Consider the following 23318-nt stretch of genomic DNA (forward strand, 5'->3'; position numbering starts at 1 on the left):
CCGCCGGGATGTAGCCGTTTTCACGGGATTACATCCCGGTTTTTTTATGGTACAATGAGGGAAAAGGAAAGGGGGCCATTCCAGTGGATAATTGCATTTTTTGCCGCATTGTGAACGGCGAGCTGCCGGCGGCGAAAGTGTATGAAGATGAACACGTGCTCGCCTTTTTGGACATCAGCCAAGTGACGAAAGGGCATACGCTGGTTATTCCGAAAGTACATACGGAAAACGTATTTACGCTCACTTCGGACGTCGCTGGCCGTTTGTTCAGCGTCGTGCCGGCGATCGCTAACGCGCTCAAGCACGCATTTTCCCCCGTCGGGCTCAACGTGTTGAACAATAACGGCGAGCAAGCGGGCCAGACGGTGTTTCATTACCATCTCCATCTCATTCCGCGCTACGGCAAAGGCGACGGATTTGGGGCGGTTTGGAAATCGCACGCGAGCGATTACACCCCAGCCGATTTGCAGACGATCGCCGCCGCCATTCGCGAGCAGCTCGGCTGATTTTTCTGCCGGCTGTGGCGCACAAAAAAACGGAAGCAACACGCGGCTTCCGTTTTTATTTTCTCCCTTGTTCGATTACGTTTTGCAAGTCTTTATCTTTAATCTCGACATCAGCTTTTTTTACCAACTCATCGACCTTTGACTGCATCGTCGACGGATCGAGCTTGCTTCGCTTCACTTCAAAGGCGATTTCATCTTTCATCTCGGCAAATGATTTTTTCTTCTCTTTATCCGTCACTTTAATGATGTGATAGCCGTAATCCGTTTTGACCGGGTCGCTCACTTCGCCGACATCAAGCTTGTAGGCCGCTTCCTCAAATTCTTTCATCATTTTCCCCGGGCCAAACCAACCTAAATCGCCGCCGTTCGACGCTGATCCCGGGTCTTGCGAGTATTCTTTCGCCAGTTTGGCAAAATCTTCGCCTTTGTCTAGTTTGGCTTTCACTTCTTTCGCCGTTTTTTCATCTTTCACTAAAATATGGCTGGCGCGGATTTTCGGCTTATAGTTGTTGTAATAGTCCTTCAACTCTTTCTCCGTCACTTTTACATCTGCCACAGCCGCTTTGGCCCGCAGCAAGTCAAGTTTGACCATCTCACGGATCACTTTTTCGCCGTTTTGCTGCACGGCTAGATCGTACTGTGTGCCATAAGCGTCTTTAATCCGCTCGATTTCCCGATCAATTTCCTCATCGGTTACTTTGTATTTTTTGCTCAATACTTTTTCGTCGATTAAATCGCGGAGGACGGATTTTCCAACGCGTTCTTTCATTTCATTGTAAAATTCGTCTTTTGTAATATTGCCGTTTTTCGTCTCCACGACCACCTCAGAATCGCCGTTATTGCAGGCCGATAAAGCCATGACCGAAACGACGGCGGCCGTCATCATCCACTTTTTCATCCGCTTCACAACTCCCATTTCATTTTTCCGCCTTTCGCCTTTGCTGTTCGAGCCCGCAGCGGGCGAAACGGCTTGTTCGCTTTAGCCACGACAATTACTATACCATATTTCCAAAGAAAAAAAAACCTCTTTCCGGCTCCGTCATCCGCCCATAACATGCCCGTTTGCCATACATATGATGAGGGTGAAGCGCCGCGGCGGGCTCCCCCCTGCCGAAAGGAGGTGTTACGATGAGCGCACCTGCACCTTATGCTGGAGGCTTTGCGTTAATTGTTGTGCTGTTTATTTTGCTCATTATCGTCGGCTGCGCCTGCGTCATCTACTAAGCCAAAAGAGGGTGCTCCCCCGCTCGGGCACCCTCTTTTAGCGCGTTCCCCCTGTCAGTCGCAGAAACAGCCGTTTGGTTATGTAAACAACACTTCCAAATATGAGGAAATCAATAACATGGTGGTCAGCACATTGATCGTCCGAAACACGGCCGGCTGCTGCTCCTCGGGAATGTCGCGCTGCGCGCACAGCAAATAGGTGAACCGGTTCACGAAAAACAAAACGATGACTGCAAGAGGGAGAAAATAATAATCAAGCGTCAAAGCGAGTCCCCCTTTCTTTTTCGCCAAACGCCGCCCATGGCTTTAACTTTACATCGTTCGTCGCCCGAAATCAATCGTTTTCTGCTTCGCGGGCAGACGGATTTTTTGGTTGGTCCGTGCGCGCAAATCCGGTAAAATAAAGATAAACAAGCGTACGTTGATGTCTGTCAAAGGAGCGCGATGTATGGAATCGTTGGAAAAGCGAGTGGCCAAGCTGGAGTTTCACCAGTCACTGTTGATGGAAATGGTCGACGAAGCGAAAAAACCGTTTTACGCCTTGGTCATCCGCGCCGACTTAACGAAAGAAGAGGTCGACGCGTTCTTGGCCTTTTGCCAAGAGCTCGCCGACCAATACGAACAGCAGAAAGCGGAAGGATTAACGATCTTCACTCCCTTGCTCGTCCAGTTCGCCGGGATGCTGCCTCCCAACCTCCCGCTCGAACAAACGGTTGACGCTCTGCTGACCCAGCAACTGTTTGTGCCGCTAATGACGGAGCTGAAAGCGCTCATTCGCGCCGTCAGTTAGCTTGGCCGGCCAGCTCCTTCTCGCGCTCTTCTGCCTTTGCCTTACGTTTGACGAGCCTGCCGTCCTGCTCCTCAAAATCTTCTTTAATGTTTTCGAACGTCCGCTCAAAAATTTCCATAAAGTCATCGCCGTAAATGTGGCGGACGATGCACATCATTTCTAAAATTTCTGGAAACTTCCCGTACAATTCTCGCAACGGCAGCGCTCCGTTAAAGACGGCATTTCTGCTCGGATCATACGTCTCCATCAATCTCATCAGCACTTCTTCCCCCTTTTCCGTCAGCTCAACGTAGGTGTTGCGCTTGTCATCCTGTTTTTTCGAGAACGAAAGCAGCCCCTTCTCTTCCAGTTTTTTAGAAAAATTAAACGCGGTCGATACGTGCATCACGCCAAACTTGGCGATTTCGGAAATCGAAGCGCCCTTAAAATGATAAGCGATCCACAAAATGTGATGCTCGTTGATGTTCAAATCAAACGGCTTAATCCATTGTTGCCAATCTTTCTCAATCGACTTCCACAGCGCTTTGCTCAGCTGGGCGATCCGTTGGCTGAATAGCATCGCCTCTTTGACGGAATAATGCTGTTCTGTCCCTTTCATCGTTCCACCCACTCTTCCCTCATCATATTTTTATTACCTATTATATCAATAAAACAAAAAGGAATAAAGACAAAAATATTTATTTTTATGACTTTTTTTGCATATTTATAGTAGTAAAGCTTGAGGCATTTTCCGCACACAGGAGGAGAAAGCAATGGCGTATATACAATGGCTACTTTTCGCAACGGGGTTCTTATTTTTCTGTCTCTTTATAAACACGTTTGTCTCGCTATGGAAAGCGCGGGCGTACCCGCCAAAAGCGCTGTTGAAAGAGCAGGCGATGCGCTATATTGGAATAGCGTGCGCTTGTCTGCTCATGGCTTGGCTGCTTCGCCATGTTTGAGCTTTGTTCTCACCGTCTTCCATCGCCGTTTGTTCAGCAGGTTATCAAGAATTTGCGATCTCCATGTCGCGTCTTGATCACCTAGAAGGACGGTGATTTCGTGCAAAATACCGCTGAGTTCCGCCCATTTCTCAATGAGAGAAACCTCGCAGAATCCGCTTTCTTTTTCTGAACGAAAACGCCGCGCTGGCGCGGACTTTCATCCCCAGGTGGAGGACAGATCGCGCCGCCCATGGATCTTTTCTGAATGAAAATGCCGCCGATGGGTGTGTGACAGCGATTTTTCACCAGCCTTCTAAAGCTGACGCGGTGACAAAAAGAGCGAACAATGCCATGGAAAACAAACTCGCAACTTATATATAAGTTGAAATTTTGTTTTACATCCCACTGATTACTCTGATATTGGCTTGTATTTAGATGAAACCCACAACGAAAACTCGGAAATTCTTTATTGCAACTTATATAGCAAAAAACCCGACCAACGATGATCGGGTTTTTTTGCCGCTCACACGTGCGCTGTCACGTTCATCCGCCGGAAGATGGCCGCGGCGATCGGATAGACGATGGCCATCGCCGCCGCATTCAACGCCGCGGTCGGCAGCACAACGGCGACAAACAGCGCCGAGAACGCCGTTCCTCCCGGCAACCCGACAAGCAACAGCGCCGCCGTCAAAAACACGGTCCCGGAGATGACGGTGCCGACCGCCGCGAGCACGACGGCCCCGATCACCGTTTGACGATAGTTCCGAAGCACCGCCACCAAGGCGAAAACGACAAAGGCGGTGATGATTTTATCGATGATATTCGGAAGCTGTCCGCCCGGGAACGTTGTTGTCATGGCGGAAATGAAGCCGGTGGCGACGCCGACAAGGCCGACGGCTTTGGCGCTTGGAAACAACAAAATCGCCAAAAACATCATCGCCAGCATCATGTCCGGCTTCATGCCGGCAAACAGCCCGGGAATGACCGCGTGCAGGACAGCCCCGATTCCAACTAACAGCGCCATCGATACTAATGTTCTTACGTTCATGCTCATCTCTCCTCATCTCTCCTCGTCTATTTTCTTGCTTGAGAATGTTTCTATCATTATATCACTTTGCTGTGTAAAAGTGAAGAAGAAATTTTCAGGCAAAACGACGGCGGAAGTCGTTCATAAACGAGGCGAGCGCCTCGCACGCCTCGAGTGGCACCGCGTTGTAAATCGACGCCCGGCAGCCGCCGACCGACCGATGTCCGCCAAGGCCGATAAACCCGCGCTCCTTCGCTTCGGCGAGAAACGTGTTCGTCAACTCTTCGCTCGGAAGCGTAAACGTGACGTTCATGAGCGAGCGGCTTCCTTTTTCTGCATGCGGTTGATAAAAGCCGCCGCTTTCGTCAATGGCGTCATACAGCACGGCCGCTTTTTGCCGGCTGCGCGCTTCCATCGCTGGGACGCCGCCTTGTTCTTCGACCCATTCGAGCACGAGCGACAACATATAAATCGCAAACGTCGGCGGCGTGTTGTAAAGGGAGCGGCTCTTCTGGTGCGTGCGGTAATCGAGCATCGTCGGCAGCCCGTCGGGAATGCGATCGAGCAGATCGCGACGAAGAATGACGACCGTCACGCCGGAAGGGCCGAGATTTTTTTGCGCCCCGGCGTAAATCAAGGCAAATTTGCTGACATCAAACGGCCGGCTCAAAATGTCGCTCGACATATCGGCGATCAAATCAACGGGCACATCAGGAAATTCCTGCCATTGCGTGCCGAAAATCGTGTTGTTGGACGTAATATGGACATAGGCGGCCTGTTTGGGCCACTTGACTTCATCCAATGAAGGAATGTACGTATAGTTGGCGTCCTTGCTTGAGGCGACGACTGTCGTTGCCCCGATTTTTTGCGCCTCTTTCAGCGCTTTTTCCGACCACGCGCCCGTTAACACGTAGCAGCCGATTTGCCCTTCGGCGAGGAAATTCATCGGCACCATCGAAAATTGCAGGCTCGCCCCGCCTTGCAAAAATAGCACATCATAGTCGTCCGGAACGTCAAGAAGACGCTTGAGCCGTTCGCTTGCCGCTTGGTGAACCGCCTCATATTCCTTGCTTCGGTGGCTTAACTCCATCACCGACATGCCGGTGTCTTGGAAGTTGAGCAGCTCCCGCTGAGCCCGTTCAAGCACCGGCAGCGGCAGCGCTGACGGGCCGGCGTTAAAATTGTATGCGCGTTTCATCGTCATCCCCCACTTTGCCTCCTGGTAGTCCATCGATATTATTATCCTAACACGATTCGAAAAAAAAGAAAGGGAATTTTTCGAAAAAAGCGCTTTCAACATCATAAAAAAAGAAAGCCCTTGTCGATCACAAGGACTTGGCCTGCTTCCGCCGCTCCCGCTCTTGGCGGATGCGTTCCATATAAACTTCCCCTTCTTTTTCAATGAACGCTTCGTCCATTTCCCGCTCGCGCGCCGCTGTTTTGACGGTCATATAGCCGCTGAACAGAATGCCGGCCACCACGATATACATCCACCATGGCAGGCTAAGCATCTCCATCCCCCTTTTCGTATGCTTGTCTCACTAAACTATACGCACGAAGGAGCGGTCATATGCATAAAAAGAGGCGGACATGCCGCCTCTTTGGTTGGGACAACGCTTATGCTTCGGTTCGCTTTTTCTTTTTCTGCTTTGCTTTCCTCCATTGCTGTCGCAGCTCTTTCAGCTCTTCTTTCGCTTGCTCGTATTGGGTGACGGGGACGATTTCGATGATCGGTTCGATCAAACTCATCCCTCCTTTGCGTGTCGCTACTTCTCTTTACCCGCTTTTTCCGATGTTGAAACAGCCAAAAACGCCGGCTTGTAAAACGAACGGTTGTCAAGAGCGAAAATGCGCTCGGTAAATTCGCCCGGTTTCACTTTTTCCAGCGCCCGATCGATCATCATCATTTTCGCGTCCAAATTGTCAATATAATGAAGAACTTCCGCTTCTTTGACGAGCGGCGGCTTCGGGCTGCCCCACTCCGCTTTGCCATGGTGGGCCAAGACAAGGTGCTGCAAAATGACGACTTCCTCGCCTTGGATGCCGAGCTGCTCGGCCGCCTTGCTGATTTCGCTGACCATGATCGAAATATGGCCGAGCAAGTTGCCTTCAAGCGTATACGCCGCCGAGACCGGGCCGGACAGCTCGATCACTTTGCCAAGGTCGTGCAAAATTACCCCCGCATACAGCAAATCTTTATTCAGCGATGGATACAGACGGACGAGCGCCGCCGCAAGCTCGAGCATCGACACAACGTGATACGCGAGTCCGGAGATGAATTCGTGATGATTTTTGGTCGCCGCCGGATACTCAAAAAACGGCTTTTCGTATTTCTTCAGCAAATAACGCGTAATGCGCTGAATGTTTGGATTTTCCATCGCAAATATGTATTCCATTACTTTCGCTTTCATTTCCTCGCGGGCAAGCGGGGCGGTCTCTAAAAAATCGTCAACACGCACCGCATCGCCGGGATGAGCCGGGCGGATCGAGCGGATGCGAAGCTGCAGTTTGCCGCGGTAATTATGAATGTCGCCGACCACTTTGACAATGCATTCCGGCGCGTACCGCTCCTCATCATCGGGAGACACGTCCCAAAGTTTCGCTTCAATGTCGCCGCTTTTGTCTTGCAACATCAGCGTCAAAAACGGCTTGCCGTTGCTGGCAATTCCTTTTGTCGCTGATTTAATGAGCAAAAACAAGTCGACTTGTTCCCCGACTTCATAGTGAATAATCCCTTTCGCCACGTTCGTTCTCCTCCGTTTCTCTTTACGTATCCTTTAGTATACCATAACGGGGAAACGGCAAAAAAGAAAGCCTTGCCGGCCCGGCAAGGAACGATTCGATGTTTTTATGCCTTCTCCGATCGCTTACTTTTTCGTCAGCTGAATAGCCTGTTTCATATCCTTGAACACGTTCATTCGCCCATACATAAGCACGCCGCCGCGATACACTTTCGCGCCAACCAAAATAAGCAGCGCCATCGTCGCTACCAACAAGGCGAAGCTGAGCGCCACCTCCCACGCCGGTACTGAAACGAGGCCGATGCGTAAAAACATGAGCATCGGCGTGAAAAAAGGAATAAACGAGGCGCCGACAACAAACGGCGATTCCGGCATGTTCAGCCCAACCATGGCGATCATAAATGCGGCGACAACCATCAGCATGACCGGGGTAATCGCCGGCTGCACATCTTCAACGCGGCTGACAAGCGAACCGAGCACGGCAAACAGCACCGCATACAAAAGATACCCCAACAGGAAAAAGAGGAGTGCGTATCCCCATATGGACAGCGGCGTCTGATCCAGCCCGAGAAAGCGCCACACTTCTTGGCCGTTCGCTTTCAAAGCGGCGAACCCAACGGCGAAAAACACGAAAAACTGCGTCAAGCTAACAAGCGCCACGCCGATAATTTTGCCAAACAGCTGCTGAACCGGGTGAACGCTTGACACTAAAATTTCCATGACGCGCGACGATTTTTCCGTTGCGACCTCAGTGGCGATCATGCCTCCGTACATGAGAACAAACATATACATCGCGATCAGCAGAACGTAAACGAGCGAACGCGCCTCGTTCAGCTCCTTTTCACTTTTTGCGTTTTTTTCCAGCGCCACTTTTTGAAACGGAACGGGCTGATATAGAACGGCCAATTGTTCCTTTGTCAGGCCGATTTTGGAGGCGGCAAGCGCCGTTTTCAGCGCGTTTACCCCGCGTTCCAGCTCTTCAGACGTTCGATTGTCGGCGATCGTATTGGCATAATAAAACGCCTTCGGCAATCCTTTTTCATCCGTGGACAGTACGAGCAATCCGTCCCACTTTCCATCTTTCACTGCCTTTTTCGCTTCATCTTCCAGATTGGTAATTTTCGTTAACGTGATTTCTTTGTTATTCACTTGCTTTTCAAGCGCTTTGTACAGCGATGGTGTACGATCGATGACGGCGACATGGGCCGTTTCATCGCCGGTAAACGCCTCGCTGATCGTCTGCACATTGGCCAACCCGATGATCAACAGGCAAGTCAAAGCGGTGGTCACTAGAAACGCCTTTGCCCTCAGCTTCGTTACGTATGTATGCCCCATGACGAGCCAAAATTTATTCATACGCCGCACCTACCTTTTCGATAAAAATGTCATTCAACGACGGTTCCTCAAGCGCAAACAAACGCACGGCCACCTTCCCCGCTGCATGAGCAAAAATCGCTTGCGCTGTCTCCTCGCTGGCGATTTGCAGCCGCACTCCTTCGGCCGTCCGCTTGCACTGAAGCACGCCCGGGAACCGTTCCAACTCTTCCAACGGCCCTTCCCCATGAATGACAAGATTTTTCTTGCCAAAGGAACGTTTCAATTCGCGCAGCCGGCCGGCCACCACCGCCCGTCCGCGGTGCAAAATGCAAACATGTTCGCACAGCTCTTCGACGTGTTCCATTCGGTGGCTGGAAAACACGATGGTCGCACCGTTTGTTTTCAAATCGAGCACCGCTTCTTTCAACAGCTCGACGTTCACCGGATCGAGCCCACTGAACGGCTCGTCTAAGATGATAAGCTTCGGCCGGTGCAATACCGCGGCAATAAACTGGAGCTTTTGCTGGTTGCCTTTCGACAGTTCCCCGACCCGGCGATCGGCGTAATCGCGAATATGGAAACGCTCGAGCCAACGATCGATTTCAGAAAGCGCCTCCGCCTTTTTCATCCCGCGCAGCTGCCCTAAGTAAACGAGCTGTTCTTTCACCTTCAATTTCGGATAGAGCCCGCGCTCTTCAGGCAGATAGCCGATCAAATGGCTTTTGGAATAATCGATCGGCTCCCCTTGCCAGCGGATCGTGCCTTCTGTCGGAGCAAGGAGGCCCAATATCATGCGGAACGTCGTCGTTTTTCCGGCCCCGTTCGCCCCGAGCAACCCGAACATATTTCCTTCGGGAATCGCCAATGTCAACTGATCGACCGCCGTCGTCTCTCCAAAGCGTTTCGTCACTGCTGCAATCTCTAGCGTCATTTACACATTCCCCCTTTTGAAAAACAAACTTTGCTATTGAAGCTGGTGATTTCATTCATGGATACGGTCTCAATTAGAACACCTTGTTTCATGGGTCCTGCTTTTCGCTGGTGCTCCCATCGATGAAGGGAATCAGCTTTTTTTCACCAACCTTCTATACTAAACGTCCCATCTTGATCACCTGACAAGCTGGCACGGCGACAAGAAAAGCAAACAATACCATGTAAAAAAATGAAAGCTTACTATATTTTCATACTACTACTCAAATATAAAAAAATTCTAAGAGGCCGGTGATTAAGTGAAAAATACTGCTGATTCCACCTATTTCTCAATTAGAGAAATCTGATAGAAACAGCTTTCTTTTCTGAAGAAAATGCCGGCCTGACGCGGGCTTTTCATCCCCAAGTGGAGGGCAAACCATTGCCCATGGAACTTTTTTGAAGAAAATGCCGCTGATTGGTGTGTGCCAGCGGTTTTTTCGCCAGCCTTCTAAAGCATATTGGTTTATCACCACAACGTGCACTTGACATGGGTGACTTCCTTTCGTGTCACTATGTATGAAAATCGTTCATTTACTGTTTTTTATTTACAGGAGAAAGTATAGCATGTTTTTTTGAAACAGCCAAGCACAACTTTTGGTGAAGAACGAAACAATTGTTTTTGCTCAGCGCTGAAGAATATACTCAGTTTTATCCTTAAGGGATGAAATCATCAGTTATGACCTTGTTTTTTGTAGGAAAAACAAATTTTTTGGTGATACACTACTTATTGTTACGTTTACCAACGAAAAAAGTTTCACAGACAAGCAGGATTTTTCGCAGCCAAGCGCTAATGAAAAAAGTGAATCATCATTCATTGAAAGGGGGGGAACGGATGCCGACATATACGTTGACCGCTTTTGAACGCGATGGAGAGAAGTTGCTCGATGAGACGTTTGAGGCCGCCAATGATGAAGAGGCGAAAAAAATCGGCGAGCAGAAGCTGCGCGAACGCGGCTGTTGGGAGAAAACCCACCGCTGCGTCAACGCAAGCGGCAAACTGATTTTGTTTCACCGCTAAACGAAACACCCCGGGCGCCCGGGGTGTTTTCGCTCAGCCAAACAAGGCGGCCATGATGGTCAATTTTTCTTCTGTATATTCCATAAAATGTTCGTTGTACACCTTCGGCTCTTTCGGGTTCGCTTGGCGGGTGATTTTTCGCGTTTTCGGGTCGACGAATTTGCTGGACGCTCCGCAGCCGAGCCCGATGATCGACTGCTGCTCTTCCATGATCATTATGTTGTAAATGCTCTCGTTTCCCGGCAACGCGTAGCCGACATTTTCGAGGTTGCCGAGAATGTTTTTTTGCCGGTACAAATAATACGGCACATAGCCGTGCTGGCGCGTCCACTCTTCGGCCGCTTTCATCATCGCCTGTATTTCTTCGCGACCAGCGACTTTGTACTTTTGTTTGTTTTTCGTCATTTCCGAAGCGCGCTTAAACGACAGCGTATGAACGGTGAGCGACTCCGGCATGAGCCGTTCCGTCTCGGCGAGCGTATGCGTAAACTCCGCCAGCCCTTCACCCGGCAAACCGATGATCAAATCCATATTGATGTTGTTCATCCCCATTTGCCGCGCCAAGTGAAATTTGTTGATCGTTTCCTCAACAGTATGATGGCGGCCGATCGCTTTTAACGTCTCTTGGATATACGACTGCGGATTGATGCTGATGCGGTCGATCCGCCATTTTTTCAAGACGTCCAGCTTTTCTGGTGTAATCGTGTCCGGGCGCCCGGCTTCAACCGTGATTTCGCGGACGCGATCGACATCTGGAAATACGTTGTACATATGGGCGTACAGCCGATCCATTTCCTCAGCCGTGATGCTTGTTGGCGTCCCGCCGCCGTAATAAATCGTCGTAATCCGGATGCCGCGTTCGCGCAAAAAGCGGCCGACCGCTTCCATTTCGTAATGAAGCCCGGCCAAAAAATCATCAACCGATCCTTGACGGCCGTTGATCGCATACGCCGGGAACGTGCAGTACGCACATTTCGTCGGGCAGAACGGAATGCCGATGTAAATGCTCACTTCATCGGCCAACTCGTACAAGTCCGGCACCACCGTGAGCTGGCGGTCAACGATCGCTTGCATGAGGTCAATTTTTTCTTTTGTTACTAAATAGTCTTCCGCTAGTCTCCGATGCGCCTCTTCTTTCGTCATCCCGGAACGCAGCAGCTGATGAAGCAGCTTCACCGGGCGGACGCCGGTTAAAATGCCCCACGGCTGCACGATGCCGGTATAGCGTTCAAGAAGCGTTATATACACATGGAAAACCGCGTTTTTCACCTGTTTTTCGCGCGCTTTTCCATCGGCTTCGACCGGCGCCTCATGCTCATGTCTAGCCTCCTCAACGCGCCCGGACGTCCTGTCCGCCAGCGTTCCAGAAACGGTGATGCGGCCGTTCTCGTTCACAGTCAACGAAACGACAACATCCGCTTCCGGCAGCGGCGCAAACGAAAGCGCGGGCGCTTCGAAAAACAGCTCGGTCATCACTTCGAGCGGGCGCTGAAACCGTTCCGGGTTCGGCAGTCCTAGAATGTTGATGCGCACGTTCATCACCTTTTCCTTGAAAATGCAGGACTGGCGCGAGATTTTCATCCCCGGGTGGAGGGCAGATCACGCTGTCCATGGACCTTTTCTGTCAAACTTCTTTCAGTGTAGCGAACCGCTGTTTCGTTCGTCAAGCGGAAGAATGCTCCTTTCCCGCCCGGCTGTTGCCAACGTTTCTGCCTGCGCAGCTCGCCAATAAACGCGGCCAGCTAAAAAAGTTCACATGTCGACGTCTTTCTTTCGCCATGTATGAACATCGTTGCGTTACGAAGGATAGTAGGTTTTCAAACCGGCAACTACAACTTTCGGAAAAGAGAAAAAACACGCCCCGAACCGACCGGGGCGCCTTGCTTTGCTTCTTCCTTGTTTTGTTTTTAGAGGGGCGGTGATTTCGTATAAAATCCTTAGATTCGCTCTATTTCTCAGTTAGAGAAGACTAGCCAAACCAACCTTCTTTTTTAGCAAAATGCCGCTGATTTGCTCGTGGCAGCCGTTTTTCACCGGCCTCTTAGAGGGACGGTGATTGAAGGAAACAGGCTGCTGACCAGCCTCGTTTCTCAAATCGAAAAGCCCTGTGACATCAGGATCGCCTTTCACACGCTCCCCCATTGATCAAGAGAAACAACCGTTTTTCACCGGCCTTTTAGCTTTTGCAAAAACTCGATCCGCTGCTGTTTGCGGAAATGCTCTTTCACCATGTAAGCGACGCCGAGCTGTTCGTTCGAGCGCGTCACCCAGTCAGCTACCCGCTTGACTTCAAGCGGCGCATTGCCCATCGCCACACCAAGCCCTGCGGCTTCAATGGCCGGCAAATCATCGAGGCCGTCGCCAATTACCACCGTTTCTTTCAACGAAATGCCGAGATGTTGGGTGAGCCGGCGCAGTCCAGCCAGCTTTGACACGCCTTGCGGGACAATTTCCATTTTGCCTTCAGACTGCATAATCATATCAATGGACGGAATGGCGGATGCAAGCAAGCGGGCTGCTTCCTCTCGCTCCGCATCGTCGGCAAAGTAAACATCGATTTTGGGCACGGCCATCGGTTCATCGATCAACACATCACCGAGCGAATCGACAAACTGGGTCGGATAGAAAAAGGGATCGCTCGAGGAAAGAACGGTCTGCACGACGAGATTCCGCTTCACTTTTTTCCGGTTGCCAAGCGAATACCGTTCGTGCATCAGGCGAATGTTGCAAGGGAAGTTTTCCAAAATCTGCACGATATTAAACGTCCGTTCTTCCGGGATGACGGCGGCAAACAGTCGATGATCGAGCGATTTGCCGATCAGCGCCCCTTGAAACGTGATCAGCATTCCATCGAGCCGCAACGCCTTCGCCACTTTGCGAGCGGAAAGAAAATTTCGGCTCGTCATCAGCGTCACGTAAACCCCTTTTTTTCGCACGTAGTCGACCGCCTCTTTCGTTTCCCGCGACAGGCGGCCGTTATTTTTTAAAATCGTTCCGTCAATGTTCAGCGCCAGCAGCTTATACACGGCTGTCTCCCCCTTTGTTCGTCCCTCTTTTCAGTCAGCCTAAAGCGGCGCCGCCCGTTGTCCGCTGCGGCGGCTTTGCCGTTCTGATCATTTTCATGACTATGATAAACCGGACAAAAAAAGAACACCCTGTAGGGTGTTTTTCAACCGTCATCTTTCTTCGCTTTGACCATATCTGTCTCCGCTTGAATGCCCTGTAGGGGGTTTTCAACCGCCCCGCCGTTTTTCTTTTCCCGTCATAGGAGGCTGGTGATCCCATCGTGGATACGGCTTTACACTGTCATTTCTCCTTCGAAAAACGTTGTGGCATCGGTCCTGCGTTTCGCTCATTCTCCCCTTTGCGTGAGGGAAGCAGCCGTTTTTCACCGTTCTCCATAGGCAGCGCGGGAGCGAAAACGAGGCGGGCCGATTCGTTTTTCCGTTCCGTCCGCTCAATCGCCTTCCATCATCGAGCGGTGCAATTCTTCGAGCGGTTTCATCGCGATGTGCTGAACTTCGGCGAGCGTCATGCTCATTTGCTGTTCGAGCGCCATCAGCCGGGCGAGCTTGGCGTTTTGTTGGACGAGCGCCATCGCCTTTTGCGCCTGCTCGATTTCATCGGGCAAAATGGCGGCCCCGCGCATTTGTTTTTCATGCAATCGAAGCTGAATGTCGCGGAAATTGGCAAACATCCGATAGGCGGCTTCATCACGGCGGATGTCTTCGTACGCCTGTTTCAGCTCCCGAAACGGTTCACTGTCGCGGATCGCCTGCTCAAGCTGTCGAGCGAGCGCCTGAAGAGATAGTGACATAAGCGAGCGCCTCCTACTTGAAGATCGGTTTCGTTTTAGCGTATGCACGAACCGGCGTTCATATGATTCTAGGGTTACCAGCCTCGATCGCGTTGACGCCGTTGATCGTCGCTGTCAACGGGGAGCGATAGACTTGAGCGGTTACAGCCATAAGCCGATGGCTCCTTGAACCGCGCCGATCAGCCCGCCGAGCAAGGCGCCTAGATAGGTGATCATGCTCAGCTCACGGCGGGCAATCGATAAAACGATTTCCTCAAGCCTTCTTAACGAAAAGGACTCCACTTGCTCGCGCACGATGTCCTCAAGCCCGAGCCGCGCCACCATTGCCTCGATTTGGCCGCTGAGCAGGCGAAGCGCCGTTTCCGTCGCTTGCGGAACAAGTTGTTGGAACAGCCGCTGCTCATACGGGGCGATGAGTTCAGCGATCGGACGATGCAGCCAGCCGCTGTTCAAGACGAGGCGGCGGGCAACCGTCCGCACCGCCTCATGAACGCGCTGGCGGCCGATCATTTCCTCCACCGCCTCTAGCGGCGTGTCCATCCATTTGTTCCATTCCGCAAAGAGAAGGCGGGCAAGCGCCTCTCTTGTCCCGGCATGCCGCAAAAATTTGCCGAGCTCCACCTGCGCTTTATCAACGAGCTGAACATTGCCAAGCAGCATTTGCAGCACGCCTCCCATCATGCCGCGCTCCTGAAAAAAGCGGCGGATCATGCCGGCGAGCTGCTGCTTTCCTTCCTCGCTCTGCATGTACTCAAGCACCCGGTCGGCCAAATAGTGTGCGAGGCCCTCGAGGCGCGCTTCCATCGTCTCCTTCAACTCTGGCGGCAGCCAATCGCGAATCGGCCGCCGTCTCCACGCTTCTGCCCACCGTTCATACGCGCGGTCCGCTTGCCCGGCAGCCCACTCGCCGAGCCGCTCGGCAGGCGAAGGAACGCCAAGGCGCTCAAGCCATTGAAGCGGCGTTTCTTGGCGTGAAAGCCATCGTCTCAGCCATGTCCGCCCCTGCTCCGCCACCTCGGTCGCGAAAGCAGGAGCGGTCAGTTTGCGCCGCAGCCCTTCCGGCGTCACCAAATGCTCCGCGACCGTCTTCCCTAGTTGTTCGGCGAGTTCCCGTCTTCGCTTTGGAATTAATCCGGGGGTGAACGGCAGCCGTCTTCCTAAGACGTACAGCGGTTCATACGGGCGAAATAACATCACAATGGCGATAAAATTGGTCATTCCGCCAATGAACGCCCCGATGGCGATCATCAGCACCCAGTACGCGAACGAACCCATCGTCTTCCCCTTTCTTCTCCGCCGTTGTCACCAAGCGGCGGCCGGCATCATACGATAGCGATATAAACGTTTGCCTATTTGTTCATTATAGAGCTTGCGTGATGAATGCGCAAATGAGGGACTGCAATGGAGAAACAACCGACGATGGCTGTCTTGACGGAAATCAAAGACAAAAATGAACAAGCCCGCTTTGGTTCCATTCATCGTTTTTGCGAGGAGCTCGAACAGTACGGAAGCGAACGCGGTCTCTTCGTTTACGTCACCTCGCCGTCGCTTTATTTGCAGCGCCTCGGCTATCAGCGAAGCAACGGCGCGTGGAGCAAACAAGACGTTCCTCCCGCCAACGTGATCTACAACCGCCTGCACTCGCGCTCGTCGGAGCATTCTCCGGCGTTTGCCGAACTGCTCACCCGGCTTGCGGAAGAAGGCGGGGTGATGTTCAACCGCCGCTTTCTGCATAAGTGGGAAGTGCATGGCTATATTGAACGACACCGCCATTTGCGCCCGTACTTGCCCAAAACCTCGCTATGGAACGATCCGGGAGAACTCGAAGCGTTTCTTTCCGCCTTCCCAGCGGTCTTTCTCAAACCGATCCACGGCAGCCAAGGACGGGGGATTTTGCGCCTTGAACGCCAAAACGGCGGAATAGGCCTGCGCCGTTCCACGGCGGCGGCCTCGGCAACGATTGACCAGCCGATCGATGTCTTCGTTTCCGCCTTATGGCAACAAACAACCGCGCCGATGATCATTCAGCAAGGGCTTGAGCTGCGCTCGCTGGACAGCCGCCCGGTCGATTTTCGCTTCCTTTGCCATCGAACCCGCCACAACGCTTGGCGCGTCACTTCCGCCGTCGCCCGCGCGGCATCGCCCGACCAGTTCGTCGCCAACCTCGCCCGCGGCGGAGAACTGCTGGCCGTCAATGCGGTCTTGCAGGAGTGGTATCCGAAATCTGTAGCCTTTCAACAAAAACAGCTCCTCAAAGAAATCGCCCTTGAGGCGGCGGCAGCGCTGGCGCTAGAAGCCGACGGGATGTACGGGGAGCTGGGCATCGATCTTGCTGTCGATATCCACGACCATCCTTGGATTATTGAAGTGAACAGCAAGCCGTCCAAGCACGTGGAAATGGTTCCCGCCGCGAAGACGATCCGGCCATCAGCCAAGGCGATCGTCAACTACAGTTTGACATTGATAGAAGAAAAGGAGTGAGCCGCTTTGCTTTCCCTCGGCTTTGTCGCCCTTGACAAGCAGCAAGACCGTCCCTACTGCACAGAACTGGCCAAGCGCGCCGGACGCTTCGGCATCTCCGTCTGCCGTTTTTCTCCGCTTGATATCGACCCGCAGACGGAACAAGTCCACGGCCTTGTTTTTCAGCCCGAAACGAACGAATGGACGCCCGCTATGTTCGCCATTCCGCCGTTTCTTTATGATCGTTGTTTTTACGGCTCTGACGACCGCTCCAAAAAAGCAAAGCCCATCATGCAATGGCTCAAGCAGCGGCCGGATGTCACGTTTTTAGGCTACGGACTTCCCGGAAAAGGAGAGGTGTATGAGGCGCTTGCCGCCCACCCGCTTCTCTCGGCGTACATTCCGCCGACCTCTCCCCTTGAAGGCGCCGAAGATGTGCTGCACTGTCTTCGACGCCAGCAGGCGATCATCGCCAAACCGGTGCATGGCTCCGGCGGGCGCGGCATTTTCGTGATGCGAAAACAAGGAGCCGCGTTGTCCAGCGAAGACGGCTGGGGACAACACCAAACGATCATCACCCGCCGAAACGAGCTTGAGCGGTTCGTCTCCTCGCTGAACCGCTGCGGCCGCTATGTGCTGCAACCGCTTCTTCGGCTGTCCACTCCGGCCGGTGAACCGTTTGATCTTCGCTTTCTTTTGCAAAAAAACGAAGCGGGAGAGTGGAGGGAACGGGCACGGGCGGTTCGGGTCGGCCGGGCGGGGGCGTGGGTGGCCAACGTCGGCGCAGGAGCAGACATCCGGCCCTTTTCCGATTGGCTTGACCGGCTTACGATTCCGAGGCGCGCCGTCGTGATGGATGGCATCGAAACGATCATTCGGGCGTTGCCGGCATATATGGAGGAGCGATTCGGCCCACTGTTTGAAATCGGTTTGGATCTCGGCGTCGATGACAAAGGGGCGGTTTGGATTTTGGACGTCAACTCAAAGCCGGGAAGAAAAATCATCAGCGTTCTTCCGCCGGAACAACAAGACTGTATTTATGAGGCCCCGCTTCGCTACTGTTTGTTTTTGGCCCGTGAGGTGAACAAGCGGTGACGTACACCTTGGTCATTGACGAACAGACAACCGGTACCGTCGTGCTTCCCGCTTCGCTTCCGCTCGCAGGACAAACGATGGCAGCGTTTGGCAGCCTGTTCGTACCATGCCGAATCGTCTCTTCGGCCTCGCTCACGAACGAAGCCGTCATCGCCCATGACGTCGCGCGGCGCTTACGGATCCCGTTTGCCGCCGAGGTCCATGTCTTTTTGACAGATGAGGCCGTTCATTTCGGCCCGCTTGTCGGCATTTTCACAGCCGGCTTCACCACATCGCCCAACCGCCCGGTCGGAACCCGCAGCCTCTTTTTCGCTAAACTGTTGGCGCAACAAAAACAAGTCGGGGGATTCGCGTTTTTGTTCGGCGCCCCTCATATCGACTGGAACAACGGCATGGTCAACGGCTACTTTTACACAGAGCGCGGTTGGGAACGTCATCTCGTGCCGCTGCCAACCGCCGTTTACAACCGGCTACCGAACCGGCGCATCGAAAACGCCCAACCGTTCCACACGATCACGGAAACGTTGCAAACACGGTATGGCATCCCTGTGTTTAACGGCCATTTTTTCAACAAAGCCGATATTTACCGGCGGCTGTCGACTCATCCGCAAGTCAAGCCGTATTTGCCGGCGACGGCGGCCCATATCACAGCCAAGACGATCGAGCAGTTCCTTCACCGATACGCCGAAGCTTATATCAAACCGGCCGACGGCAGTTTAGGGCGCGGCATCTATCATCTGGCGAAAAAAAGCGGAGCGTATGAGTGCCGCTTTCGCGAAGAGCACGGCGACGTCAAAACGTTGACCTTTCCTACCGCGATGGCGGTATGGCATCATTTGTTGGCCGCCGCTCCGCTTCATCGCTGCGTCATTCAGCAGGCCATCCCGCTCCTGACTGTGCGCGGTCGACCGGTCGATTTCCGCGTCCATACAAATAAAGACGGCCAAAACGCATGGCAAGTCAGCGCCATGGCCGCCAAAATCGCCGGAAAAGAAAGCTTGACCACCCACATCCGCAGCGGCGGCACTGTGAAAACGCTCGAGGAAATTTTCCCCGACCCCGGCGAACGGCAAGCGCTCATCAGCCGTCTATGCGACGCCGCCTTAACGCTCAGCCGCTGCCTTGAGGAAACGCTGGATGCCTTCATCGGCGAAATCGGCTTTGACTTTGGAATCGACCGCGACGGAAACGTGTGGATGTTTGAAGCCAACTCAAAACCGGGACGTTCGATTTTTCACCATCCGAAGCTTAAAGAAGCGGACGAACAAACGGTGCGGCTGCCGCTTGCCTACGCCATCCACTTGAGCAAAACCGCCATCACCGCCCCAGAGGCGCTTTGGCCATGATAACGATCGGCTATCAAAGCGATACCGGTGCATGGGTCGGCGAACGGCTGAGCGAGCCATATCGGTTTGGCAGCGGCCGCCTTGTTCCCGCCGCTTCCCTTCCCGACCTCACCTTTCCCGTTCGCGAACGGGCCGGGCGGGTCGGACCACTTGTTGGCGTTTTGGTGAGCGAATCGTCGATTCCCGCTTTGCTTGTCGGGAAAAAAAGATGGCTGGAAACGGTCGTCCGTTCTGTTCATGACGCCGGCGGCATTGCCATCGTCACGACCGCCGCTGGCGTGAAGGAAAACACCGTTTCCGGCTTTGTGCTCGTGCCGGCGTCCGGACGCTGGATCAAAGCATCCACCCCGCTTCCTGATGTCGTCTACAACCGGGTAAAAAGCCGAGCGGAAGAAAGCGACAAGCGGTTCCAAACGGCGGCCGCCCGGTTCGATGCGGGCGGAATTGCCTTGATCAACCGGTCGTTTTTCCGCAAGTCGGATGTGTATGACGCCCTGCGCGCTGATGGCCGGCTTTGGCCGCATTTACTGCCAACCGCGCCGGTCCGGACAGCCGATGACGTTCGCGCATGGCTGAACCGCTATAGCTGCGTTTACGTCAAAAAAGACGATGGCGCGAAAGGAAACGGGCTATTTCGCCTCACCGTCTTGCCGGACCGTTCCGTTTTATGCGAACATCCCGGTGGGCGAAAGCGGCTTCGTTCCCTCGAAGCGCTCGCCCCGTTGCTTGAATCGGGCGGCTACATCGCCCAAGCGGCGGCCCGAACGGACACGTGGAACGGCCAGCGCTACGACTTGCGCGTGCTCGCTCATTGGCGGCGCGGCCGCTATACAATGACCGGCGTCGGCGTCCGTTTAGCCGCGAGACGGGCGCTAACAACCCATGTTTTTCACGGCGGGACGATTCTTCCCTACGCCGAGGTCGAAAAGCGGATTGACGAGGCGTCGCTTGCCCAACTGATCGCCCTAAGCGGCGAGCGATTGAGCGAACGGTTCGGATTTGTCGGCGAATTTTCCGCCGACATCGGCGTCGGCCCGAACTATGAACTTTACGTGTATGAAATGAACGCCAAACCGATGTCCTTCGATGAACCAGACATTGAAAAACGGCGGCTTGAACGGCTTAATGAACTGTTTGCTTCATTCGCTCAGCTTGCACCATAGCTAACAACGCGCCGCTTTGCTGGAGCGCTTGGTGAAACAGGCGATCGGAGGCCTGCCGGGCCGCGCCGCTCAGGCGGCCGCAAACCCGCTGGCATAATTGCGCCTTTGTCCACTCCGCGGCGGCGAGGGCTTCCAGCAGCTCAAGGCGGCCGCTGTGATCCGCCTCCCCTTCCGCGCTCTTCACGGCGCATTCTTGGCCGGCGATGAGCCGGTACATGTATTCCCAAAATTGGCGCTGGCGCCTTGCCTCTTTCAAGTAAGCTTCCCATTCTGTTTCTTCCTTGTCCAAGTCAGCGAGCCGCTGGGCTGTTTCTTCGGCCGCGGCGATCGTTTGAAGCAATTGTCGGATGATCATCGTCATTTTCCATCACTCCTTCCCGCTTGTCCTCTACTATCCATATGAACGAAGCGGATAGACGATGACGACTTCGGACAAACTAGAAAAAACAAAAAGGAAGGAGAGAACGATGGAACGGAAAGAAACGGGGCGCCAAGATGCCTTATATGAAGGAAGAGATGAGTATGAGTGGGACATCGATCGCATGATCAATGAAGGAATGGCCGGCGGCATGGTCTACGGCCACGGTGAACAAGTCAACATCGAAGAAGCGCGCGATCTCGTCAAAGAGGAACCGCCTCACGAGGCCGGCGATTGACCGCTCCGACTTCCCCCAAGGGAAGTCGGATTTTGTTATAATGGATGCAAAACGACAGAAAGGATGGCGCGCGATGCTTAAAGAGCTCGAGTCGCTTTATGCTGGGGATATCATCATCAACGGCCAGACGGAGCAGCCGGAAGCGTATGACTGGTTTTATACGGCAGACGGGGATGAAATCGGCATTGCCAAACAGCGGTTGACCGACCGGGAGCGGCGGCTGCTGTCGCTCTTTTTCACACCGGCCAGCGGGCGGCGCACACCGGAAGGAGAAGCGGAACGGGCATGGAAGCGATGGATCGCCTGCGGTGACCCGGCGGCGCTCGTCCAACTCACCGCGCCGTACTGCCGGTTTATTCATTTCACTGCGAACCGGCCGATCGTCCCTAGAGACGATTTTGCCGATGCCCTGCGCGGCTTATTTTCCTCGCCGATCACGATCGTCTGGGAGCAAGATCATCGCGGGGTCATCGTCGAAGCGAAGCCGAAACGGACCGCTGAGCGGCCGCCGCTTGTCGATATGGCCGAAGCGCTCGCCGCCGATTTTTATGCCGCCATCCACGTGCTGATCGGCCCGATCCGCCCCGCCGATGGCCATCTGCGCGAATCGTTCCTTCTCGAAAAAGAATGTTTCGCCGCCGCTCGGCGCTTTTGGCCGAAACAAACGGTGTACGAATGGGAAGACGTCATCTTGCTTCCGCTCGTTGCAGGCGAAACGGACAGCGGAAACGTCGATCGCCTCTTTTCGTTTCTCAACGAGCTGGAGGAAGATGACCTCCAAGCGATCGAGACGTTTTTCCAGTGCAACTTAAACGTCTCGATGGCGGCGAAAGCCCTTTACATGCATCGCAACAGTTTGCAATATCGCATCGAGAAATGGACCGAGCAGACCGGTCTCGATATCAAGCGATTTAAAGGGGCGGCGGCGATGTATCTCGCTATTTTGCATCGCCGCCGTCCGTAACGTTGGGCAGGCTGCCGAAAATGGGCCGCCGTTTTTTGTGCATGTTGTCCATTTACGAATGTTTCTATTTTTCTATACTCTAAAGCTAGAGGAAACCGATTTCAACAAGCGGGAGGATTGGCCATGGCAGAGCTCATTTTGGATCATATTTACAAAATTTACGACAACAACGTCACAGCTGTCAAAGACTTTAACTTGCATATCCAAGACAAAGAGTTTATTGTCTTCGTCGGCCCGTCCGGCTGCGGCAAATCGACGACATTGCGGATGATCGCCGGCCTTGAGGAAATTTCCAAAGGCGATCTTTACATCGATGGCAAACGAATGAACGACGTGCCGCCGAAAGACCGCGATATCGCGATGGTGTTCCAAAACTACGCGCTTTACCCGCATATGAGCGTTTATGACAATATGGCGTTCGGCTTAAAATTGCGCAAATTCCCGAAGGCGGAAATTGACAAACGCGTGCGCGAAGCCGCCCGCATTCTGGGGCTTGAACAATATTTGGACCGCAAACCAAAAGCGCTCTCCGGCGGGCAGCGGCAGCGCGTTGCGTTAGGGCGGGCCATCGTTCGCGATGCCAAAGTATTCTTAATGGACGAGCCGCTCTCGAACTTGGATGCCAAACTGCGTGTGCAAATGCGCTCGGAAATCGCGAAGCTCCATCAACGTTTGGAAACGACGACGATTTACGTCACTCACGACCAAACGGAAGCCATGACGATGGCCACTCGCCTTGTCGTCATGAAAGACGGCGTCATTCAGCAAGTCGGAACGCCGCGCGAAGTATATGAGAAACCGGAAAACATTTTTGTCGGCGGCTTTATCGGTTCGCCAGCCATGAACTTCCTGCGCGGAACGCTGCAAGACGGCAAGTTTGTCGTCGGCCAAACCTCGTTCGGCATTCCGGAAGGGAAAATGAAAGTGCTCCGTGAACAAGGATATGTCGGCAAAGAAGTCATTTTAGGGATCCGTCCGGAAGACATTCACGATGAGCCGCTCTTCTTGGAAGCCTCACCGGCCACGAAAGTAACAGCGCACGTGGAAGTCGCCGAGCTGCTTGGGGCCGAGTCGATGATTTACTTCAGCATCGATGGCCAAGAAATGGTCGCCCGTATTGACGCCCGCACGGAAATTAAGCCGGGGCACCGAATCGACTTGGCGCTCGATATGAACAAAGCGCACTTCTTTGATGTCGAAACCGAGCGGCGCATCCGGGCGGCGAACGAAAAGTAACCCCCTTTGTTTTCCTATACACTCGGGCGTTCCTCCAGCTGGGACGCCGTTTTTTTTTTTTTT

Annotated in this window: 28 protein-coding genes; 12 read left to right on the forward strand and 16 right to left on the reverse strand. The window is 53.3% G+C overall.

Going from position 1 to position 23318, the window contains the following annotated elements:
- Positions 1-83 precede the first annotated feature (83 nt).
- Positions 84-506 carry an HIT family protein gene (locus B4113_RS05140; RefSeq protein WP_033019631.1) on the forward strand — a complete coding sequence of 141 codons (423 nt, stop codon included), beginning with the start codon at positions 84-86 and terminating at the stop codon, positions 504-506.
- Between the two features lie 55 nt (positions 507-561).
- Here B4113_RS05140 and B4113_RS05145 read toward each other — a convergent pair whose 3' ends face one another.
- Positions 562-1404 carry a peptidylprolyl isomerase gene (locus B4113_RS05145; RefSeq protein ID WP_033019740.1) on the reverse strand — a complete coding sequence of 281 codons (843 nt, stop codon included), beginning with the start codon at positions 1402-1404 and terminating at the stop codon, positions 562-564.
- A 230-nt stretch (positions 1405-1634) separates the two neighbouring features.
- Here B4113_RS05145 and B4113_RS18555 point away from each other — a divergent pair, with 230 nt between their 5' ends.
- On the forward strand, positions 1635-1730 hold the full coding sequence (locus tag B4113_RS18555) for a YjcZ family sporulation protein (RefSeq protein ID WP_081897173.1): 96 nt from the start codon (positions 1635-1637) through the stop codon (positions 1728-1730).
- Between the two features lie 78 nt (positions 1731-1808).
- Here the strand turns inward: B4113_RS18555 and B4113_RS05150 are convergent, their stop codons facing one another.
- The gene (locus B4113_RS05150) at positions 1809-1994 is read right to left on the reverse strand and encodes a hypothetical protein (RefSeq protein WP_033019628.1); all 186 of its coding nucleotides are present in this window, start codon (positions 1992-1994) and stop codon (positions 1809-1811) included.
- A 184-nt stretch (positions 1995-2178) separates the two neighbouring features.
- On the opposite strand from B4113_RS05150, the gene B4113_RS05155 reads away from it, so the two are divergent.
- On the forward strand, positions 2179-2520 hold the full coding sequence (locus tag B4113_RS05155; RefSeq protein WP_033019625.1) for a YhaI family protein: 342 nt from the start codon (positions 2179-2181) through the stop codon (positions 2518-2520).
- On the opposite strand, the gene B4113_RS05160 is transcribed toward B4113_RS05155, so the two are convergent.
- Positions 2513-3118: an HTH-type transcriptional regulator Hpr gene (locus B4113_RS05160; RefSeq protein ID WP_172418675.1), complete on the reverse strand. Its 606-nt coding sequence runs from the start codon at positions 3116-3118 to the stop codon at positions 2513-2515. The genes B4113_RS05155 and B4113_RS05160 overlap by 8 nt on opposite strands.
- 154 nt (positions 3119-3272) lie before the next feature.
- On the opposite strand from B4113_RS05160, the gene B4113_RS05165 reads away from it, so the two are divergent.
- Entirely contained in the window at positions 3273-3461 is a 189-nt protein-coding gene (locus tag B4113_RS05165; protein ID WP_033020183.1) for a hypothetical protein, read from the forward strand.
- 505 nt (positions 3462-3966) lie between these two features.
- On the opposite strand, the gene B4113_RS05170 is transcribed toward B4113_RS05165, so the two are convergent.
- The 7 genes from B4113_RS05170 to B4113_RS05200 form a co-directional block, all read right to left on the reverse strand.
- A complete protein-coding gene (locus tag B4113_RS05170; protein WP_033020173.1) occupies positions 3967-4491 on the reverse strand; it encodes a tryptophan transporter in 525 nt (174 codons plus the stop codon).
- A 94-nt stretch (positions 4492-4585) separates the two neighbouring features.
- Positions 4586-5668: a 3-phosphoserine/phosphohydroxythreonine transaminase gene (gene serC, locus B4113_RS05175; RefSeq protein WP_033020185.1), complete on the reverse strand. Its 1083-nt coding sequence runs from the start codon at positions 5666-5668 to the stop codon at positions 4586-4588.
- A 127-nt stretch (positions 5669-5795) separates the two neighbouring features.
- Positions 5796-5981, reverse strand: a complete 186-nt coding sequence (locus B4113_RS05180; RefSeq protein ID WP_033020174.1) for a sporulation YhaL family protein — start codon at positions 5979-5981, stop codon at positions 5796-5798.
- A gap of 106 nt (positions 5982-6087) precedes the next feature.
- Positions 6088-6213, reverse strand: a complete 126-nt coding sequence (locus B4113_RS05185; RefSeq protein WP_033020175.1) for a hypothetical protein — start codon at positions 6211-6213, stop codon at positions 6088-6090.
- 23 nt (positions 6214-6236) lie between these two features.
- On the reverse strand, positions 6237-7214 hold the full coding sequence (gene yhaM, locus B4113_RS05190; protein ID WP_033020176.1) for a 3'-5' exoribonuclease YhaM: 978 nt from the start codon (positions 7212-7214) through the stop codon (positions 6237-6239).
- Between the two features lie 123 nt (positions 7215-7337).
- Positions 7338-8567, reverse strand: coding sequence for an ABC transporter permease (locus B4113_RS05195; RefSeq protein ID WP_033020180.1), 1230 nt, complete (start codon positions 8565-8567; stop codon positions 7338-7340).
- Positions 8560-9459: an ABC transporter ATP-binding protein gene (locus B4113_RS05200; protein WP_033020182.1), complete on the reverse strand. Its 900-nt coding sequence runs from the start codon at positions 9457-9459 to the stop codon at positions 8560-8562. The genes B4113_RS05195 and B4113_RS05200 overlap by 8 nt, the downstream gene beginning before the upstream one ends.
- 873 nt (positions 9460-10332) lie before the next feature.
- Between B4113_RS05200 and B4113_RS05205 the strand changes: the two genes are divergently transcribed.
- Positions 10333-10518 carry a YhzD family protein gene (locus B4113_RS05205; RefSeq protein WP_033018764.1) on the forward strand — a complete coding sequence of 62 codons (186 nt, stop codon included), beginning with the start codon at positions 10333-10335 and terminating at the stop codon, positions 10516-10518.
- A gap of 33 nt (positions 10519-10551) precedes the next feature.
- Here the strand turns inward: B4113_RS05205 and B4113_RS05210 are convergent, their stop codons facing one another.
- The 5 genes from B4113_RS05210 to B4113_RS05230 all read right to left on the reverse strand — a co-directional run bounded on the left by B4113_RS05210 (position 10552) and on the right by B4113_RS05230 (position 15610).
- A complete protein-coding gene (locus B4113_RS05210) occupies positions 10552-12057 on the reverse strand; it encodes a coproporphyrinogen III oxidase (RefSeq protein ID WP_033018641.1) in 1506 nt (501 codons plus the stop codon).
- Positions 12058-12477: 420 nt separating this feature from the next.
- The gene (locus tag B4113_RS19835) at positions 12478-12648 is read right to left on the reverse strand and encodes a hypothetical protein (protein ID WP_160331364.1); all 171 of its coding nucleotides are present in this window, start codon (positions 12646-12648) and stop codon (positions 12478-12480) included.
- Between the two features lie 35 nt (positions 12649-12683).
- Positions 12684-13544: a Cof-type HAD-IIB family hydrolase gene (locus B4113_RS05215; RefSeq protein WP_033018642.1), complete on the reverse strand. Its 861-nt coding sequence runs from the start codon at positions 13542-13544 to the stop codon at positions 12684-12686.
- A 431-nt stretch (positions 13545-13975) separates the two neighbouring features.
- Positions 13976-14335: a YlbF family regulator gene (locus tag B4113_RS05225; RefSeq protein ID WP_033018644.1), complete on the reverse strand. Its 360-nt coding sequence runs from the start codon at positions 14333-14335 to the stop codon at positions 13976-13978.
- Between the two features lie 141 nt (positions 14336-14476).
- Positions 14477-15610, reverse strand: a complete 1134-nt coding sequence (locus tag B4113_RS05230; protein ID WP_033018646.1) for a DUF445 domain-containing protein — start codon at positions 15608-15610, stop codon at positions 14477-14479.
- 126 nt (positions 15611-15736) lie between these two features.
- On the opposite strand from B4113_RS05230, the gene B4113_RS05235 reads away from it, so the two are divergent.
- The 4 genes from B4113_RS05235 to B4113_RS05250 are packed head-to-tail and all read left to right on the forward strand — an operon-like array spanning position 15737 to position 20399.
- On the forward strand, positions 15737-16816 hold the full coding sequence (locus B4113_RS05235; RefSeq protein ID WP_033018647.1) for a YheC/YheD family protein: 1080 nt from the start codon (positions 15737-15739) through the stop codon (positions 16814-16816).
- Positions 16817-16822: 6 nt separating this feature from the next.
- Positions 16823-17890, forward strand: coding sequence for a YheC/YheD family protein (locus B4113_RS05240; RefSeq protein WP_033018648.1), 1068 nt, complete (start codon positions 16823-16825; stop codon positions 17888-17890).
- Positions 17887-19236, forward strand: coding sequence for a YheC/YheD family protein (locus B4113_RS05245; protein ID WP_033018650.1), 1350 nt, complete (start codon positions 17887-17889; stop codon positions 19234-19236). Before B4113_RS05240 ends, B4113_RS05245 begins: the two co-directional genes overlap by 4 nt.
- The gene (locus B4113_RS05250) at positions 19233-20399 is read left to right on the forward strand and encodes a YheC/YheD family protein (protein ID WP_033018651.1); all 1167 of its coding nucleotides are present in this window, start codon (positions 19233-19235) and stop codon (positions 20397-20399) included. The genes B4113_RS05245 and B4113_RS05250 overlap by 4 nt, the downstream gene beginning before the upstream one ends.
- Here the strand turns inward: B4113_RS05250 and B4113_RS05255 are convergent.
- Positions 20359-20760: a hypothetical protein gene (locus B4113_RS05255; protein ID WP_033018652.1), complete on the reverse strand. Its 402-nt coding sequence runs from the start codon at positions 20758-20760 to the stop codon at positions 20359-20361. The genes B4113_RS05250 and B4113_RS05255 overlap by 41 nt on opposite strands.
- Positions 20761-20866: 106 nt before the next feature.
- On the opposite strand from B4113_RS05255, the gene B4113_RS05260 reads away from it, so the two are divergent.
- The 3 genes from B4113_RS05260 to B4113_RS05270 all read left to right on the forward strand — a co-directional run bounded on the left by B4113_RS05260 (position 20867) and on the right by B4113_RS05270 (position 23255).
- A complete protein-coding gene (locus tag B4113_RS05260) occupies positions 20867-21055 on the forward strand; it encodes a hypothetical protein (protein ID WP_033018653.1) in 189 nt (62 codons plus the stop codon).
- Between the two features lie 73 nt (positions 21056-21128).
- Positions 21129-22019: a CdaR family transcriptional regulator gene (locus B4113_RS05265; protein WP_033018765.1), complete on the forward strand. Its 891-nt coding sequence runs from the start codon at positions 21129-21131 to the stop codon at positions 22017-22019.
- A gap of 123 nt (positions 22020-22142) precedes the next feature.
- On the forward strand, positions 22143-23255 hold the full coding sequence (locus tag B4113_RS05270; RefSeq protein ID WP_033018654.1) for an ABC transporter ATP-binding protein: 1113 nt from the start codon (positions 22143-22145) through the stop codon (positions 23253-23255).
- Positions 23256-23318 lie beyond the last annotated feature (63 nt).

The organism is Geobacillus sp. B4113_201601, assembly GCF_001587475.1.
Lineage (GTDB): Bacteria > Bacillota > Bacilli > Bacillales > Anoxybacillaceae > Geobacillus > Geobacillus icigianus.

Coding starts and splice junctions, on each gene's coding strand:
- B4113_RS05145 (WP_033019740.1), bottom strand. CDS start 1,404: ATGAAAAAGTGGATGATGACGGCCGCCGTCGTTTCGGTCATGGCTTTA.
- B4113_RS18555 (WP_081897173.1), top strand. CDS start 1,635: ATGAGCGCACCTGCACCTTATGCTGGAGGCTTTGCGTTAATTGTTGTG.
- B4113_RS05155 (WP_033019625.1), top strand. CDS start 2,179: ATGGAATCGTTGGAAAAGCGAGTGGCCAAGCTGGAGTTTCACCAGTCA.
- B4113_RS05160 (WP_172418675.1), bottom strand. CDS start 3,118: ATGAAAGGGACAGAACAGCATTATTCCGTCAAAGAGGCGATGCTATTC.
- B4113_RS05165 (WP_033020183.1), top strand. CDS start 3,273: ATGGCGTATATACAATGGCTACTTTTCGCAACGGGGTTCTTATTTTTC.
- B4113_RS05170 (WP_033020173.1), bottom strand. CDS start 4,491: ATGAACGTAAGAACATTAGTATCGATGGCGCTGTTAGTTGGAATCGGG.
- serC (WP_033020185.1), bottom strand. CDS start 5,668: ATGAAACGCGCATACAATTTTAACGCCGGCCCGTCAGCGCTGCCGCTG.
- B4113_RS05180 (WP_033020174.1), bottom strand. CDS start 5,981: ATGCTTAGCCTGCCATGGTGGATGTATATCGTGGTGGCCGGCATTCTG.
- B4113_RS05195 (WP_033020180.1), bottom strand. CDS start 8,567: ATGAATAAATTTTGGCTCGTCATGGGGCATACATACGTAACGAAGCTG.
- B4113_RS05200 (WP_033020182.1), bottom strand. CDS start 9,459: ATGACGCTAGAGATTGCAGCAGTGACGAAACGCTTTGGAGAGACGACG.
- B4113_RS05205 (WP_033018764.1), top strand. CDS start 10,333: ATGCCGACATATACGTTGACCGCTTTTGAACGCGATGGAGAGAAGTTG.
- B4113_RS05210 (WP_033018641.1), bottom strand. CDS start 12,057: ATGAACGTGCGCATCAACATTCTAGGACTGCCGAACCCGGAACGGTTT.
- B4113_RS05225 (WP_033018644.1), bottom strand. CDS start 14,335: ATGTCACTATCTCTTCAGGCGCTCGCTCGACAGCTTGAGCAGGCGATC.
- B4113_RS05230 (WP_033018646.1), bottom strand. CDS start 15,610: ATGGGTTCGTTCGCGTACTGGGTGCTGATGATCGCCATCGGGGCGTTC.
- B4113_RS05235 (WP_033018647.1), top strand. CDS start 15,737: ATGGAGAAACAACCGACGATGGCTGTCTTGACGGAAATCAAAGACAAA.
- B4113_RS05250 (WP_033018651.1), top strand. CDS start 19,233: ATGATAACGATCGGCTATCAAAGCGATACCGGTGCATGGGTCGGCGAA.
- B4113_RS05255 (WP_033018652.1), bottom strand. CDS start 20,760: ATGACGATGATCATCCGACAATTGCTTCAAACGATCGCCGCGGCCGAA.
- B4113_RS05260 (WP_033018653.1), top strand. CDS start 20,867: ATGGAACGGAAAGAAACGGGGCGCCAAGATGCCTTATATGAAGGAAGA.
- B4113_RS05265 (WP_033018765.1), top strand. CDS start 21,129: ATGCTTAAAGAGCTCGAGTCGCTTTATGCTGGGGATATCATCATCAAC.
- B4113_RS05270 (WP_033018654.1), top strand. CDS start 22,143: ATGGCAGAGCTCATTTTGGATCATATTTACAAAATTTACGACAACAAC.